The organism is Streptomyces sp. NPDC091279, from assembly GCF_044757465.1.
GTDB lineage: Bacteria > Actinomycetota > Actinomycetes > Streptomycetales > Streptomycetaceae > Streptomyces.
This window is the reverse complement of sequence record NZ_JBIVVA010000012.1, coordinates 177,507-192,079: the sequence shown is the minus strand read 5'-3', so window position 1 is coordinate 192,079 and position 14,573 is coordinate 177,507. Positions and strand designations below refer to the sequence as shown.

General features: G+C 68.5%; 14 protein-coding genes and 1 pseudogene. 2 read left to right on the top strand and 13 right to left on the bottom strand.

Features of this window, described 5'->3' with window-relative positions; all coding sequences use genetic code 11:
• Positions 1 to 151: 151 nt before the first annotated feature.
• From ACIQOU_RS28950 to ACIQOU_RS28915, 8 genes are all read right to left on the bottom strand, one after another.
• Positions 152 to 652, bottom strand: a complete 501-nt coding sequence (locus ACIQOU_RS28950; RefSeq protein WP_384292677.1) for an NUDIX domain-containing protein — start codon at positions 650 to 652, stop codon at positions 152 to 154.
• A 153-nt stretch (positions 653 to 805) separates the two neighbouring features.
• Positions 806 to 1,849, bottom strand: a complete 1,044-nt coding sequence (locus ACIQOU_RS28945; RefSeq protein WP_401541309.1) for a serine hydrolase domain-containing protein — start codon at positions 1,847 to 1,849, stop codon at positions 806 to 808.
• A gap of 137 nt (positions 1,850 to 1,986) precedes the next feature.
• Entirely contained in the window at positions 1,987 to 3,102 is a 1,116-nt protein-coding gene (locus ACIQOU_RS28940; RefSeq protein ID WP_401541028.1) for a glycosyltransferase family 4 protein, read from the bottom strand.
• On the bottom strand, positions 3,099 to 3,635 hold the full coding sequence (locus ACIQOU_RS28935) for a dCTP deaminase domain-containing protein (protein ID WP_401541025.1): 537 nt from the start codon (positions 3,633 to 3,635) through the stop codon (positions 3,099 to 3,101). The genes ACIQOU_RS28940 and ACIQOU_RS28935 overlap by 4 nt, the downstream gene beginning before the upstream one ends.
• On the bottom strand, positions 3,632 to 4,171 hold the full coding sequence (gene dcd / locus ACIQOU_RS28930) for a dCTP deaminase (RefSeq protein WP_401541023.1): 540 nt from the start codon (positions 4,169 to 4,171) through the stop codon (positions 3,632 to 3,634). The genes ACIQOU_RS28935 and dcd overlap by 4 nt, the downstream gene beginning before the upstream one ends.
• Complete coding sequence (locus ACIQOU_RS28925; RefSeq protein WP_401541021.1) at positions 4,168 to 5,397, bottom strand: bifunctional metallophosphatase/5'-nucleotidase; 1,230 nt, start codon at positions 5,395 to 5,397, stop codon at positions 4,168 to 4,170. The genes dcd and ACIQOU_RS28925 overlap by 4 nt, the downstream gene beginning before the upstream one ends.
• Positions 5,394 to 6,677, bottom strand: a complete 1,284-nt coding sequence (locus ACIQOU_RS28920) for a UDP-N-acetylglucosamine 1-carboxyvinyltransferase (RefSeq protein ID WP_401541307.1) — start codon at positions 6,675 to 6,677, stop codon at positions 5,394 to 5,396. The genes ACIQOU_RS28925 and ACIQOU_RS28920 overlap by 4 nt, the downstream gene beginning before the upstream one ends.
• A gap of 39 nt (positions 6,678 to 6,716) precedes the next feature.
• Positions 6,717 to 7,148 carry an ATP-binding protein gene (locus ACIQOU_RS28915; protein WP_401541018.1) on the bottom strand — a complete coding sequence of 144 codons (432 nt, stop codon included), beginning with the start codon at positions 7,146 to 7,148 and terminating at the stop codon, positions 6,717 to 6,719.
• Positions 7,149 to 7,324: 176 nt separating this feature from the next.
• Here ACIQOU_RS28915 and ACIQOU_RS28910 point away from each other — a divergent pair, with 176 nt between their 5' ends.
• Both ACIQOU_RS28910 and ACIQOU_RS28905 read left to right on the top strand, forming a co-directional pair.
• Positions 7,325 to 8,596, top strand: a complete 1,272-nt coding sequence (locus ACIQOU_RS28910; RefSeq protein WP_401541015.1) for a helix-turn-helix domain-containing protein — start codon at positions 7,325 to 7,327, stop codon at positions 8,594 to 8,596.
• The gene (locus tag ACIQOU_RS28905) at positions 8,593 to 9,138 is read left to right on the top strand and encodes a flavoprotein (RefSeq protein ID WP_401541012.1); all 546 of its coding nucleotides are present in this window, start codon (positions 8,593 to 8,595) and stop codon (positions 9,136 to 9,138) included. The genes ACIQOU_RS28910 and ACIQOU_RS28905 overlap by 4 nt, the downstream gene beginning before the upstream one ends.
• Here the strand turns inward: ACIQOU_RS28905 and ACIQOU_RS28900 are convergent, their stop codons facing one another.
• From ACIQOU_RS28900 to ACIQOU_RS28880, 5 genes and pseudogenes are all read right to left on the bottom strand, one after another.
• Positions 9,139 to 10,848, bottom strand: coding sequence for a relaxase/mobilization nuclease domain-containing protein (locus tag ACIQOU_RS28900; RefSeq protein ID WP_401541009.1), 1,710 nt, complete (start codon positions 10,846 to 10,848; stop codon positions 9,139 to 9,141).
• Positions 10,845 to 11,489, bottom strand: a complete 645-nt coding sequence (locus ACIQOU_RS28895; RefSeq protein WP_401541006.1) for a MobC family plasmid mobilization relaxosome protein — start codon at positions 11,487 to 11,489, stop codon at positions 10,845 to 10,847. The genes ACIQOU_RS28900 and ACIQOU_RS28895 overlap by 4 nt, the downstream gene beginning before the upstream one ends.
• Before the next feature lie 45 nt (positions 11,490 to 11,534).
• A complete protein-coding gene (locus tag ACIQOU_RS28890) occupies positions 11,535 to 12,437 on the bottom strand; it encodes a DUF2637 domain-containing protein (protein WP_401541003.1) in 903 nt (300 codons plus the stop codon).
• A gap of 365 nt (positions 12,438 to 12,802) precedes the next feature.
• Positions 12,803 to 14,095 (bottom strand): annotated as a pseudogene (locus tag ACIQOU_RS28885) (DUF3631 domain-containing protein).
• 233 nt (positions 14,096 to 14,328) lie between these two features.
• Positions 14,329 to 14,544 carry a hypothetical protein gene (locus ACIQOU_RS28880; RefSeq protein ID WP_401541000.1) on the bottom strand — a complete coding sequence of 72 codons (216 nt, stop codon included), beginning with the start codon at positions 14,542 to 14,544 and terminating at the stop codon, positions 14,329 to 14,331.
• Positions 14,545 to 14,573 lie beyond the last annotated feature (29 nt).

Genomic DNA, 14,573 nt, shown 5'->3' with positions numbered 1-14,573 from the left:
ACAATCGGGTGGCGTCTGAACTAGCTTGCCTTGCAGAGCAGGCCGGAGGTGCGCCGCGGTCCAGACGTTCACGATATCGACCAGCACGTAGGCGTAGACCTTGCTGCAATCTAACTATTCGCGACCTTGGCACACTGGGCCATGGGCGTCCTCATCGCCAGCCATCTAGGGAGACTTCCGGCCCGCCAGCGAGATAGCAGTGCAAGGCGCTGGCAGTGGTGTCGACGAAGTCCTCAGGGATGGCATCTGCGTCGATCCATCGGACTTGGGCGTGCTTGCGAGGCTCGCGGTTTTCGGGTTCGCCGGTCCATTCGTGGGCGGCGAAGACGACGGTGAAGAAGCCGTTGGGGGCTTCGACGCCCCAAGCGCCGTGGATGATGTGAGCGACCTTCAGGAAGTCCGGTTTCACCGTCAGGCCGGTCTCCTCGTACAACTCGCGTACAGCGGTTGCCGTGATGGGCTCGCCGGGTTCGCTCTTGCCGACGGGGAGGTCCCACATGCCCTGGGCGAACTTGGCGTTCTCGCTGCGCTGGAGGAGCAGAACCCGGTTGGTGGTCTTGTCGTGGACGATGACGGCGGCAACCAGCAGGGTCATGGATTCGAGGGCGGGCGGTAGGCGTTTAGGCTGGTCGTCGCTGGTCCGCTGAGCCACGGCTAGTGTCCCTTCGTCGCTCGCAGCCAGTTGCGAGGCGCGGTCCACCTCAGAACTGCTGCCTGATCCCTTCATCCTCGCGACCTCAACCTCCGTGTGACTACTTGCAGTTGGAGTCGCCTTCGAGCTGACGGCGTGAGTCGGTCCTCTGTCTCAGTCGAAGGCAAGCTCGCGGAAGGCGTTGCGAATCTCAGTGAGGGGCTGGCGGTCGCGGGTGTAGTAGAGCTTGTTGGTCAGCAGTACGGCCCAGCGCCCCTGGTCAGGTGAGATCCACATGCCGGTTCCGGTGAAGCCGTAGTGCACCCAGACATCCTGGGTCGGTTTGGTTCCGGGAGCTGGGTGCCAGAACAGGCCGCGTACGGGCTCCAGTTCACCGGTCTGGATCGTCAGCGACTCAGTCGCCCAGGTCGTCCCGAAGTCGGCCTGCTCAGATGCAGAGGTGCCGCCCAGCATGTACCGCAGGAATGCGGCGAGATCGTCGAGGATGGTGAAGGCACCGGCGATGCCGCACACGCCGCCCAGGAGTCGTGCAGAGAAGTCGTGGGCGACGCCTTTGAGGTGAGTGCTGCTGTCCTGGTCGAGTTCGGTCGGTGCACATCGTGCGGCGATCTCGGATGGGAGCGGCCCGAACTGGGTGGTGTTCATACCGAGCGGCTGCCAGATTCGCTCCGTGGCGAGTTGGTCGAGGCGCTGGCCCGAGAGGTGTTCGGCGAGGTAGCCGAGGATGAGGGCGGCCCGGTCGGTGTATTCGACGGCTTCTCCGGGCTGGCGGTGCAGTGCTTCTCTCAGTACGCCGTCGCGGATGTCCTGCGGGTCGGTGCCGTAGAGGTTCTTGAGTTGGGCCCGCAGGGGGACGCCGGCCGTGTGGGTCAGCAACTGGCGGGCGGTTACCGATCCGAGCGCGTGGCCTTCGACCTCGGGCCAGAAGGTGCCCAGAGGGGAGTCGAGGTCGAGCTTGCCTTCCTCCCAGAGGGAGCCGATGGAGGACCACACAGCGAGGATCTTGGTGAGGCTGGCGGCGTCGAAGACGGTGTCGGGCCGCATCGGCACGTCCGGTTGCTCGGGGTCCAGGACCCCTGTGGTGCCGTGACCATGAGTTCCGGCGGCGTCTCCGACCGCCCATACAGCGCCGGGGTAGACCTTGTCGCGGACGCCTTCACTCAGGAGCTGTTCGATGCGGTCGGTGCGGTACGTCATGGTCTCCCTGTTCGCAGTGCGCATCCCATCGGTCAGCGTAGTGACGCGGATGGGATGAGTGGAGGAACGGCGTGCTGAGCTGCCCTCGTGGCAGGCCGGTTACCTCCTGTGCCGAACGGTCCCGTTTCTGAACCTGCTCAGGAGAGTTGGTGGCCGAGGTCGATGAGGGCTTGCGCTGTAGCCGAGAGCGGGTAACGGGTGGCGTTCGCGTAGCCCGCCTGCCGCAGCGCGGAGAGCAAGCCGGGAGAGGTTCGCAGCCGATCCAGATCGCGGGCGAGGGCGGCCGAGTTGGTGAAGTCGGTGGCTACGCCGGTCGCGGCGAGGGCCTCGCTGAGGCCCGGTACGGGTTGGTAGAGGACGGGCAGTCCACAGGCTTGGGCCTCCAGCGCGACCAAGCCCATGGCCTCCAAGGTGGTGGACGGCATGACCAGTACGTCGTGCTCGGCGAACGCCTTCCACAGTTGTTGACGGGGTAGCCACCCGAGGTAGTGGGCCCTCACGCCGGCCCGTTTCAACAGCGGGGCCAGGGCGCGGAATTGGGCCCGGGGCGCGGCGATGCTCAGCTCGACACCTGGCACAGGGGCCAAGCTCCTGATCAGGGCCGCCACGCCCTTCTCAGCGGTCAGCCGTCCTGCGTACAGCAGTCGTAGGTGGCTGGTGGAGGCGTGGGTTGGTCGGGGCGGCGGAGCGGTGAGCAGGTGGTCGGGGATGCCCCAGGGGATGTGGGTGATCTTCCGACGGTCGGTCTGCGGGGCGAGCTTGAGCAAGCGGTCGGCCATTGCCTCTGTCGGTACGACGATGGCGTCGGCGGCTCTGGCGGTCTCGCGCAGGACTCGGAGTTGATCGCGGTGGGTCTCGGCGAAGATCAGGTCGGTGCCGTGGACCAGGGCGATGCGGGGATGCAGGGGCAGGGCTCGGATCAGGGCTGGGGTGGCGCCGAATGCCAGGTGCTGGAGATGCAGGACGCCGATCTGGTTTGGGTCGATCGCGGCTGTGAGGGCCCTGCGTAGGGCTGTGACGTAGCTGCCGAAGGCCGCGCCTTCCAGGCACTTGCCGGCCACGGGCAGCAGGTCGAGCCCAGCGGGGAGAAGACGCCTCGGGTTGGACGGGCCGAGCATGAACGCCCGTGCGGGGATGAGGGGGCGCTCGCCCGTGTAGAGGTCGAGGAAGAGTTCGACGCTGCCGCCCGGGCTTCCGGCGGGCAGATCCAGCAGGGTGGCGGCCAGTGGCCCGGCGGCTGGGCGGGGACTCACAGGACTCCTCCGGGGATCTCCTCGTAAAGGCGGGAGATGTCGATGCCGTCCGTATCCGCGTACTTGGAAAGCTGCTGCTGGTAGCTGGTCGGCGTGCCGAAGGCGGTGAGGAAGACGAGCTTGCCGAAGGTCATCCCCGGATAGACCCGGACGGGCTTGGCGGCGCGGATCTCCAACGTCCAGCGAATGGCGTGGCCTTGGTGGCCGAGCGGGGCGGAGACATGGACCCAGATGCCGAGGGTGCCGATGGTCCGATTGCCGTTGAGCATCTGCGCGTACGTCTCCGAACCGGTCTTCTCCAGCGTGACACCGAGGTAGAGCACCTCCGGCTTCAGCACCAAGCCCGTTGCGGGGATGACCTGTTCGATGAACGCGGTGGGGGCGGCGGCGTCCAGGTCACCGGTGCAGACGCGGAGCGTGTCGCCGAGCCGCCAGTCGTAGGCATTCGGGGAGAGGCGGGCGGGGTCGTAGGGGTCGATCGTGATCTCGCCGGTCTGGAGGGCAACACTGATCGCGGGGCCTGTGAGGATCACAAGGCGACCGCCTTGAACCGGGCGACATCCCGCCAGTACTTCGACGGCTGCGGGCCTGCGGCAGCCTGGTACTTGCCTTGGTAGGGGTCGATTTCACCGGTGGAGACGAAGAACATGATCTGCGCGATCTTCATGCCGGCGTACACCCGTAGCGGACGGACCGGCGAGAGCATCAGCGTCCACTGGCCGTGGAAGCCGATGTCGCCGATGGGGGCGGTGATTTCGACGAAGAGGCCGAGCCTGCCGACCGAGGAGCGGCCGAACAGCAGCGGTACGAAGGAGTTGGAGCCGACCCGTTCGAGGGTGTGCCCGAGGTACAACTCGCCGGGTTGGAGCACGTGTCCGTCCGTCCCGATTTTCATCTCACGCGTGAGGTTGGGGCGGTAGGAGTCGATCACGGTGTCGGCGTAGGTCAGCAGAGTGGGGCCGAGGCGGACGTTGTAGCTGTTGGGGTTGACCTGCTCCAGCTCGAAGGGGTCGATGGTCAGGCGACCGTCGCGGGCAGCGGCGGTGATCTCGGGGCCGGTGAGGATCACTGCTCGCCTCCCTCCGTGGCGCCGCCGGGCAAGGTGGTGGCCAGGACGCGGCGTACTGCTTGGCTGAGCCGGAGCCCAGCTTGATGTGTTCGGCCGCCCAGATGGCTGTCGGCGAGGTAGCCCGTCGTCAGCACGCTGCTCATCGCCGACGGAAGAGGCGTGGGAGCGATGACCAACGGGCCCACACATTCAGCGAGTTGCGTGAGCAGCTTGTCGTGGTCCTGGGCGTGCTCGTCAGGAAGGACGGCGTGGACGAGTTGGTTGTCGAAGGGCTCGATGGCCAACAGGTCGCCGAGGGTGAGCACTTCGCCGAGCGGTACGGAACGGAGTGCGGTCTCGTTGAGGATCACCGCGTCTGCGCGGAGGCCGGAGTGGAGTCGACCGGCGATCTCTCGCAGCAGACGGCTGCGGTCCAACTCCCCCTTGCGGTAGGGCTCGTTCACGGTTCCGAGCGGACTCGCCAGCTTCCGGCTGAAGAGGGAGATCTTCTCCCGCACCGTGGCGAGGTCTTGGGGAACTGCGGTGGCATTGGGAAAGGTGCATGTGCGGGCGGCCCAGCCGCTGCCGCCCGGTTCTGCGGTGGCGTAGCCGACGCCGAGTTCGCGTCCCTTGACGACCAAGGTGTTGCCGATGCGCACAGGGCCGTAGATGTCGCTGTGGCAGTGGCCGGCGAAGATGACGTGCGCGAACGGGCAGGCGGCGGCCAGCTTCAGGTCCTCCTCGAAGCCGGAGTGGGACAACACGATCCAGGCATCGGTTCGGTGGTGGTTCTCCAGCATCACCTCGCGCAGAGCGTGGGCCGGGTTGGTGACGTGGTGCCCCGTGCGGTCGCGGGTGGGGATCGTGTTGAACGCCTGGGAGCCCATCACCGCGGTGATGGCGACCCGTTGACCGCCGATCCGCTTGATGCGTACTCGGTCGAAGAGGGATTTGCCGTTGGCGTCGGAGGCGTTGGCGCACACGGTCATCTCGTGCAGCCCTGGTTCGAAGTAGTGCGACCAGCCGTGATTTCCCGGCGCGAGCAGGTCGTACAGGCTGGTGAGGATCTCGCGCTCGATCTGGCCCTTGCCGAAGCGGTAGTAGCCGCTTCCTTCGAAGAAGTCGCCGCAGTCCACGATCAGGCTCTCGGCCCGGGCGGTGTGGAGGTGGGTGAGCATCGGTGTGGCCGTGTCGAAGGCCGAGTGGACGTCGGTCGTAGCGATGATCTTCTGTAAGCGTCGGCTCATGGGGTGACCTCGCAGATGTCGGCGCCGAGGGCGTGCAGTCTGGTTGGCAAGTCGGCGTGTCCGCGGCGGAGTTGGTCGAGGCCGCCCAGCGTGGTGACACCGCGTGCGGTGAGGCCGGCGATGAGCAGGGCCGAGCCCGTGCGGATGTCGGTTGCCTCCACTCCGGTGCCGGTCAACTGCTGCGGACCGGTGAGACGGCACTTGGTGGGCGACAGGTCGTGGATCTCGGCACCGAGGCGGGCGAATTGGGGCAGGAGGTTGCCATGGCGGCCGGGGTTGATGGTGTCGGAGAAGAGATGGGTGCCGGGGCGGGTGAGAGCCAAGGCCATCAGGGGTGGTTCGAAGTCGGCGTCCAGGCCGCCGGGGGCGAGGGAGGCGACGGCTCGTAGCGGCCGGCTGGTGGGGTGGGTGTCTTGGGCATGGATGGTCAGTACGTCGTCCTCGGTGCTCGCGGGCACACCGAGCTGTCGTAGAGCGCTGACCAGGGGAACGACGTCATCGCCGCGTACTCCGCAGATACGTGCCTCGCCGCCCGTCACTGCGACGGCACAGGCCAGCGTGCCTGCCTCGATCTTGTCGCCGGGCACCTTCCAGGCGATGGTCTCCGTGGGAGCGGATGGGGGCGGCGCGAGCGAAAGAAGAGACTCGCCAGCCCGGCACTGCCATCCAGCCAGCCGTATCGCCTCTACGACGCTGAGGACTTCCGGCGAGAGGTTGAGCCCTCCCAGCCGCAGTGGCCGTCCGCCCACGACGGCGCGCAGGACGGCGGCGATAGTCGCGCCTCGGGAGCGGAAGGGCAGCATGATCGAGACCGTTCCGGTCCGTGCGGCGGCTGCTTCCACGAGATAGCCCCGGTCGTCGACGGTCGTACGGTCGCCGAAGTGCTCGTAGACCGTGAAGTGCTGTTCCATGCCGCGTTCCCCGATCCGGCACCCGCCTGGCCAGGGAAGTCGGGCCCGACCGTAGGCACCGAGCAACGCTGGTACGAGGTAGTACGAGGCTCGGATGCGTGCGGCGGTCTCGGGGTCGGGCCCCGCTTGCGGCCTGTCGCTGGGCAGGATGACCGCGGTGTGCGGATCGGTGACGGGGCGGGCCGTGGGCCAGCCGGACTGTTGGAGCAGGATGAGCATCGTTTCGACGTCGGTGTTCGCCGGGACGTTGCCCAGGTGCACTGGGCGGTACATGGCCGCGGCGGCGGCCAGAAGTGGCAGGGCCGCGTTCTTGGACCCGTCGACTGTCACGGAACCGGTGAGAGAGGTGCCGGGCCGGATGGCGACCACTTCGGCGGCGATTGGGGGAATCCGTACGGCTGTCAACCGTCAACTCCTTTGCAGGGGAAGGCATCGTGAGGGCTGGTCCGGGCCGCTGACCTTGAACTCGGCCCAGCACCGCTTGCCGGATGGCAGTGGTTCGATCCCGTGGCGGTCCGCGAGGGCGGCGACGATGAACAGGCCGCGCCCGACTTCCTCTTCCGCGTCCGGCAGTCCGACCTGTGGAGCCTTGGAGCTGGCATCGGTCACCTCGATCAGCAGGCGTTCGTCGTTCAGGCGGGCACCGGCCGAGATGGGGCCGTGGCCTGCGTGCCGTACCGCGTTGGCGCGCAACTCGGCTGCGACCAACTCCGCTGTCTCCAGGAGTTCCTGATCAAGGGAGGCGTCCCAGGCCCGTATCCCGATGGCGAGTTGCTGCCGCGCGGAGCTGGCGGCAGCAGGTGTGCCGTGAACGGGGAAATGGATCTGATGCGCTTCCATGAGCGGCCTCCTGGATCGGTGTAGCAGCTCCACGCAACCGCTTCGGAGGCGGGCGGGGCCACGCGATGTGCCGGCGCCGCATGACTTATGCAGGAGCTGCATCGCGGTCAATTGCCGCTCGGTTAGGCTCGGTTGAGCAGGCAGGGTCGGCGACGGCAGAAGGGGCCGTGGCACAGATGGCCGAGGCACAGAGTGAAGCGAGACGGATCGGCGAAGTGATCCGTCAGGCCCGCGTGTTACAGCGGCGCTCACAGACAGAGGTTGCCGCCGCCCTGGGGTACCACCAGTCGAAGGTGAGCCGCCTGGAGAGCGGCAGAGGCACCGAGGACGTGCGCACGCTGCGCGAGATCGCGCAGGTGCTGGACATTCCACCGCACCGTCTAGGTCTCGCCGCCTCATCCGACACCAGCCCCGCCGACCCCGGAACAGAGGACATGCACCGCCGTACCTTCCTGGCCGCGAGCGTCGCAGCTCTCGCAGCTCCGCCGTCGTCCACCACAGCGCACCACGCCCTGGTACAGGTCCTGCTGCCAAGCACGAGCCCGGCAGCCACCGGGCAAGCCCTGGACATCGACGAGCTACGGGACCGGACACGGGACGTGCGCCGGATGTTCTGCACGTGCGACTACACGGATCTGGAACGGACGCTGCCGGGTCTGATCACCGACCTGCGCCATGCCGCCGACGGCTCATCCGGCTATGCGGAGGCGTCCGGGTTGCTCGCCACCGCGTACCAGACGTCGGTGAGTCTGCTGCTGAAGCGAGCCGATCAGGGCAACGCCTGGCTCGCGGCCGGTCGGGCCATGGCCGAGGCGGAGCGATCCGGGGATCCCATCGTCCTCGCCGCCAGTGTCCGCGTTCACGCCCACGTCCTCGTGCGCGAGAAGCACACCGCCCAGGCCGTGAACATGGTCCGCCACACTGCCGACCAGCTCACCGGTTCCTACGACCAGCGCTCACCCCGGTACCTGGCAGCGGTTGGCTTGCTGTTGCTCCGCGGGGCGACCGCCGCCAGCAGAAACGGCGACCGCGTCACCACCCAGGACTTCCTCACCGAGGCCAAAGAGGTGGCGCGCTACGTCTCCTTCGACCGGCCCGACGCCTGGGCGAACTTCAGCCCCACCAACGTGGCCCTGCACGAGATCAGCGCGGCCGTCTCCTTCGGCGACGCCGGCATCGCCTTGCAAACCGCGCGCCCCCTCATGCGGCGGCACATTCCCGTCCCCGAGCGCCGGGCCGCGCTCTGGGTGGAGACCGCCCGCGCCTACAGTCAGCAGGGCAGACTCGCCGACGGCTACCAGGCCCTGCGCATCGCCGAGAGCTGTGCGGCTCAGGACATCCGCCGCCCGGCCGTACGCGAACTGGTCGCCGACATGGCAGCCCGCGACCGCCGCCGGGCACTGCCCGAGCTGCACCACTTCAGCCGCCAACTGGGAGTGCCCGCGTGAGCGACCAGCCCGACAAGCCGTTCCTCCAGATCGTCGTCTGCGCGGCCGGGGTGGCCGCCGACGTCGGCAAGCTGATCACCGCAGCGCACGAGCGGAACTGGGACGTCGGTGTCGTCGCCACCCCTCAAGGGCTCGGCTTCCTCGACGTCGACGTGGTCGAGGCGCAGACCGGTCTCCCCATCCGCTCGGCCTGGCGGACACCGGACCAACCGCGCCCGACCCGCCCCGCAGACGCGATCGCGGTAGCCCCGGCCAGCTTCAACACCGTCAACAAATGGGCCGCCGGGATCTCCGACAACCTCGCCCTGGGCATCCTGTGCGAAGCACCCGCCATGGGCGTACCGATCGCTGTACTGCCGTACCTGAACTCGGCCCAGGCCGCCCACCCCGCATACCGCCAGAGCCTGGAGCGATTGCGCGAGATGGGCATCCTTATCGGGTCGTACGAGCCTCATCGGCCGAAGGCCGGCGGTGGGGCGGATCGGTATCGCTGGGAGGAAGTGCTGGAGCTGCTTGCCCCGAAACTGTCCGCGAGGTCGTAATCAGCGCCGCCTTCCTTGCGGCGGTTGCGAGGTCGGGATGGCGGCGGGTGTGTGGCCTGCGGCATCCGGGAGTTGTGGTGCGCTGCCGCCCCGTACTGTGCTGCGGGCCTGTGCCGCACGGGCTCGTGCGCTCGGTGCCGGTCGTGTGCTGAGGCGTTGGATGCGCCAGGTCAGGACTCGTGCCGAGGAGTCGGCGTCGTCCAGGGCACGTTGATCGGCGGCCTGTTGGAGGAGCTGCTCCGGATCGTGGCCTGCTGCCTCGGCCTCGGCGAGGGTGGCGGTGAGGGCGGCGAAGGCCGGGTCTTCGACGACCTGCTCGACATGGTGAGGCACGGCCTGGCGCAGGTGTCGGATGTGTCGGTCGACGGTCTGTTGAGGTGGTCGACGCTGCGCGAGAGCGGCCAGAGGCACAGTTGCGGCTTGGCTGTAGGCGGCCTGGAGATGGATCAGCGTCTCGCGCGCGGCGGCAACCTGCTGATCGTGATGGTGGAGTTGGTGCCAGCGGGCGGCGGCGATGACGACGAGGATCGCAGCGTCGAGGAACATCGCCAGGACGGCTCCGTCTTTGGGCGCGGGTTCGCGGAGCATTGCGCGTACGGCGCCGCGCAGGGCCCGGGCATGGTGGTGTTCGGCATGGATGCGGGAGCGGGTGGCGCGCTCGAATGCGGTTGCCGCTTCTCGGAGTTGGTGGCGCACGGCTTGGGGTGTGACGAGGGGAAGAGCGTCGAGTGCTTCACCGAAGGCGGCGAGGTGGCCTTGGGAGGCTTCGTCGTCGGGTTGGTCGAAGTGGTGGGGTATGCGTTGTGCTGCGGCGGTGGCCTGGTGCCAGGGGTTGGGCCTGCGCCTGTCCGACTGACCGATGGGCTGCGGCCCCATGGTCGCCAGGCGTTCTTGGATCTTGGGGAGGGACAGGTCCGGGGCGAGTTTGGAGCCGGAGTACCAAATGGGTCCCTGGGCGTCGTCCGCAACGGCGACCTTGTATCCACGTACGTCCCCGGAGGGGAAGTGCACGACCTCGACGAGTACGCCGTCGATGTGGCTGAGCAGGTCGACGAACTCCTTGGTGGTGGAGGCGGCGGCCACGGCGGTGCGGACGGTGGTGCGCAGGCGTTCGCGGGCGGTCGTGGCGTGGCCGGCGCGGCGGGCCTTCTCCTGTTCGGCGCGGGTTGGGCGCTTGGCGGCGGTGCGGTCTCCGCGGACGACTTGGAAGAGGCCGTATTCCTTCTCGATGGCGGCGAGTTCGTGGTCGGCGGTGAGGTAGTCGTTCCAGTGGCGTGCGGTGCGCAGGTCGGCGCGGACCTTGGTGGCGGCGATGTGGATGTGGTCGGGGGCGTGGCGGACGGCGACCCAGCGACATCCGTCCGGATCGCCCTCGGGTGCGATGCCGGTGGCCGCGACGACGCGGCGGGCGATGTCGGCCCACTCCTCGTCGCTGAGATGGCGGTCGCTCTCGGCGGCCCGGATCGAGCAGTGCCACGTGTGCTTCTCGGGGGCGCGGCCCAGCCGTCGGGCCTGCTTGACGTGCAGGTCGAGGTCGGCCACGAGGAGCCTCTTGGCAGCGCGGAAGTCGTCCGTGCGGCCGGGGTCGGGGGCGAAGCCGTCCCAGGAGGCGACCAGGTGGGGGTCGGTGTGGTCCTTGGCCTTCTTCGTGTCGAACAGGTACCGGATCAGGCCCGCGGTGTCCGTGCCGCCGCTGATCTTCGCGATCATCGGGCGGCCCTTTGGGCGACGGCTTGGTTCGCGGCGGACGCGATGTGGCGGACGGTGGCGCTCACTGCGTCCAAGGCGGGTTCGACCTGGGCCAGCATGGCGTTGTCCCCAGGGTGTGGATGGCCGCCGGAGTGGAGCTTCTTGGTGATCTGGTTGATGTTGTGGCCGATCCTGGCGACCTCGCGGCACAGGGCGGTCAGTTCGTCGATGTAGTCGTCCAGTGGGGTGCGCTGGCCCGGCAGAGCAAGGTCGCCGTGGAGGTGGGCCATGACGACGGCGCCGACGTAGTGGGCGCCGGCGATGTTCAGGGACCGGGCCTTGGCGAGGATCGCGGTCTTCTCGTCGGCGCTGTAGCGCACGTCGACGCGCTCTTTGCGCTGGACGGGTTCGCGCTGACGGCGGCGGGCGACTCGGTGCAGTGCGGCGGCATCGGCGGCTCGCGGCAGCGGAAGAGCGGGGCTCTCGACGAGCTTGTCCTCCTCGGGCACCCCCTGGTGCCCGAGCCCCTCCGCCACCCCTGGGGCGGAGGGGCCCTCGTTGGACCGGCCCTTGGACGGTCCAACGGGATACCTTGCTGGCTGGGTTGCGGTGGTGGTCATCTCCCGTTGGGTAGTGGGGAGTTCGTAGCCCGGGTCGTGCATGAGGGGGTTCTCCGTGGCGCGTTCGTGGGGCGGGAAGCGGCGGACTCAGAAGGCGTGGGCAGATGCCCTGTCGTGTTCGGCCTGCCGCTGAGAGGCGGCCTCGTCGAGTTCGGTCTGCAAGGCTTCTTTGACCTTTTCCGCGTCCGCCCTGCCGATGGACAGGCCCTTGTCTCGTATCGCCGCTTCGATGTGGCGGCGCGAAGCACGGCCTCCCCGTCCGAGTGGCGCGGTGCGGGCGATGGCGAGGAACTCCTCGGAGACCGTGCTGGACTCTTGGTCTTCCGGCTCGTCCGAAGGATGCGGGAGCTCCAGTGGATTGGTGGCAGCCTGCGCCACGTCGGTGTGCCGGTCCGCCACTTCGAGAGCGGCTGGCTGCGGCTGACCGGAACCGTCTTCCGCAAGGCGGACGATCTGGGTGCCGTTGTGGCTGCCGTCGGCAGCGTTGTGGCGTTGAGCGGTGTCAGAGGGCTCGGCAACGAGTTGGTGGATCTGCCGCATCAGGACACCGAAGGCCAGCAGCGCGGCGGTCGGGGGAACCGCTGCGACCACGTAGTCGAGCAAGGGCACAGTGTCGGCGTTTCCCGTGCCGCTGACCCCGGCCACGTTGAGTGCGATGGAGCCGACCGATCCGGTGGCGGTGAGGGCGATGGCCCACCCGTCGGTCGCTTGACGCAAACCAGCGCGGAGCATGAGCAGTTCGCCCGCGATGATGAACGCGTCCAGGGGCGCGGGCCAGGCCCACTGGCGGACCGGGGAGTTCCTGAGCCCGTGTTGTCCGGCGACCTCGGCGAGATGCGCGTACGAGAGCCAAAACCCACCGGCCGTGAGGGCCACGATGACCACGCCCGCTGCCATGAGCGTGAATCGCTCGGCGGCCTGCTGGGTCGTGGTCGGCCGTCCCTGGTCGAGGTGGTCGTCTGGGTTGCTGGCGGTGGAGAGGTTCGTCAAGCCGGCTGCTCCTGGGCGTTGGCGTGGTCCGTCTTTGCCGTCTTGGCCGTTGCAAGCGCAGGTCAAGGCAGGTACGGCACGAGGTTTGGTCTGCCGTCCCGGCTGATGCCGGTGGCGTTCTCCGGCATCAGCCGGGACGGCCTAGTAGTGCTGTGCCGTCCCAGCGGCTGATGCCCTGACCTGTGGCGATACGGCGGGGACGGGCGGGACGGCACAAGACGGATCGGGGCGTGGTCCTGGCCAGGCAGCGCGGCCGTCATGATCGCGTTGCCATCTTGCCCCCGGTTTCCGTCTTGGCTGCATGCCGTTTGACCTGCGGGATCACGGCAGGGACGGCAGGGACGGCCACCCGGAGGATGCGGGGCTCAGCCCGAGGCGGGGGCGGTAGGCCCGGCGTCCACCGGGTGGACGGTGGGGCAGTAGCGCCGCCAGGCGTCGAGGAACTTGTTGTGCATGTAGCCCTTGCGCTGGGTTCCGTCGGCGAGGCGGACGTTGCCGGGCTTGATGGCATACGGAGTGAGCATCCGTGCCAGGTCGCGGGAGTCCAGCCCGTTGCGCCCCCACTCTGCCCACGGGGCCTCGGCGTCCTTGCGCAGGTGGTACAGCAGCTCGTCCGTGGAGAGGCTGTCCGCCTCGCGCTGGGCGACGAAGACCCGGCCGATGTCGGCAAGGATCCGCGCTCCGCCCGGTCGCTCCTCCTCGGCCTCGACCTCTGTGGCCACCATCCGCGCACACGCCTCGCGAGCGCGACGGGGCCAGGACCCGGCGGCCAGGTCGGCGACGATGACCAAGGGCTCCCAGGTGTCAGCCGCCCGGTCTTCCACCGGCATGACCGGCTCCAGCTCTGCCGCCTCGTCCAGCAACGGCCTGGCCCAGGCAGCGATGCGGTCCCGCAGATCGTGCAGGGCCGGGATGTCGCGGCGGGAGCGGAAGGGCTTGACCTTCTCGCCCTCGGCCCGGCGCCGCATGCGGATCACGATGGCCCGGTCCATGATCGTGTCGGGCAGGTCGCCGATGCCCGCGATGGCCGCCATGGCGAAGGTCGCGAAGCGGTGCGGGGTGTGGTCGTTGCCCACGACCCGGGTGACGTACCGGTTGCGCTGGTGGCCGGCGTTGAGCAGGCCGCGCATCTCCTCGTTCTCCTCGGCCACCTTCGGGGTGCCGAAGATGGTGTCCGCCTCGTCCACCAGGAGTGTGGGCGGGTTCTCCTCGGTGATCGACCGGAAGATGGCCGCCGGTGTGGTGTTGATGGTGATCATCGGCTCGTGGACCGTCTCGGTCAGCACGTCCAGCAATCGCGACTTGCCGCACCGCTTCGCCGGTCCCACCACCGCCAGACGCGGCGCGTGCTGCCACGCGGGCTGGAGATGCGTCGCCACCACCCACAGCGTGACCGCGTCCAGCGCCTCCGGCGAGGGCAGGTCACGAACTTCGCTATCTGCGAACGCAGTTCGTCCAGCAGCGCCGAGCCGACCGTCGGCTCGGGATCCGGCACCACCTCCTCGGCGGACTGATCCGCCGAAGTGGCGTCAGATGCACCGTCGTTGGCGGTCGGCGGGGCTTCGCCGGTGTTGGTGGCCGAGCTGGCCGGGGACGGTAACGGGCGGCCACGAGGGCTTGTCGGAGTCGGAATAGGGCTCGGCTCCCGCATGTTCCACGGGGCAGCTCCTCGTCTGGCGGCTGCGGGCTTGTGCGCCCTGGCCGCCGGGTTGGTTCTTCACGGGCCGGTTGGGGTTGCTCGGGCCTCCGGCGTTGCATCGCCGGGGGCCCATCCCCGTCTCGCGGGCACCAGGCCATCGCGAGGGAACACGGATCGTACGTCCACACCCGGCAACAGTCCAGCGTTTCTGTGTCAGCTCAGCGCAGAACGGTTTGCTACGGTGCCGCGTCATCACGCCGCCAACCCAAGCAGATCGAGCAGATCCGCCGCGGTCACGACCCGGTAGGCGTTGCCGAGCCGCAGCACCTTGCACGGGTACTCGCCCCGCTTCGCCAGCTCATAGCCCTTGCTCCGCCCGAGTCCGAGAGCACGGTTGCCTGTGTCCAGGTCAACGGACACAGGGAGGGCGAGAAGCTCCTCCCGGCTCATCCCCTTCGAGTCCTTCATTCACCCGGCCGTCGCGTCTTCGCGCATGC

Bases quoted from the DNA above. Each gene is read 5' to 3' on its own strand.
- ACIQOU_RS28945 (WP_401541309.1), bottom strand. From the start codon at position 1,849: ATGACGTACCGCACCGACCGCATCGAACAGCTCCTGAGTGAAGGCGTC.
- ACIQOU_RS28925 (WP_401541021.1), bottom strand. From the start codon at position 5,397: ATGAGCCGACGCTTACAGAAGATCATCGCTACGACCGACGTCCACTCG.
- ACIQOU_RS28915 (WP_401541018.1), bottom strand. From the start codon at position 7,148: ATGGAAGCGCATCAGATCCATTTCCCCGTTCACGGCACACCTGCTGCC.
- ACIQOU_RS28910 (WP_401541015.1), top strand. From the start codon at position 7,325: ATGGCCGAGGCACAGAGTGAAGCGAGACGGATCGGCGAAGTGATCCGT.
- ACIQOU_RS28900 (WP_401541009.1), bottom strand. From the start codon at position 10,848: ATGATCGCGAAGATCAGCGGCGGCACGGACACCGCGGGCCTGATCCGG.
- ACIQOU_RS28895 (WP_401541006.1), bottom strand. From the start codon at position 11,489: ATGCACGACCCGGGCTACGAACTCCCCACTACCCAACGGGAGATGACC.
- ACIQOU_RS28880 (WP_401541000.1), bottom strand. From the start codon at position 14,544: ATGAAGGACTCGAAGGGGATGAGCCGGGAGGAGCTTCTCGCCCTCCCT.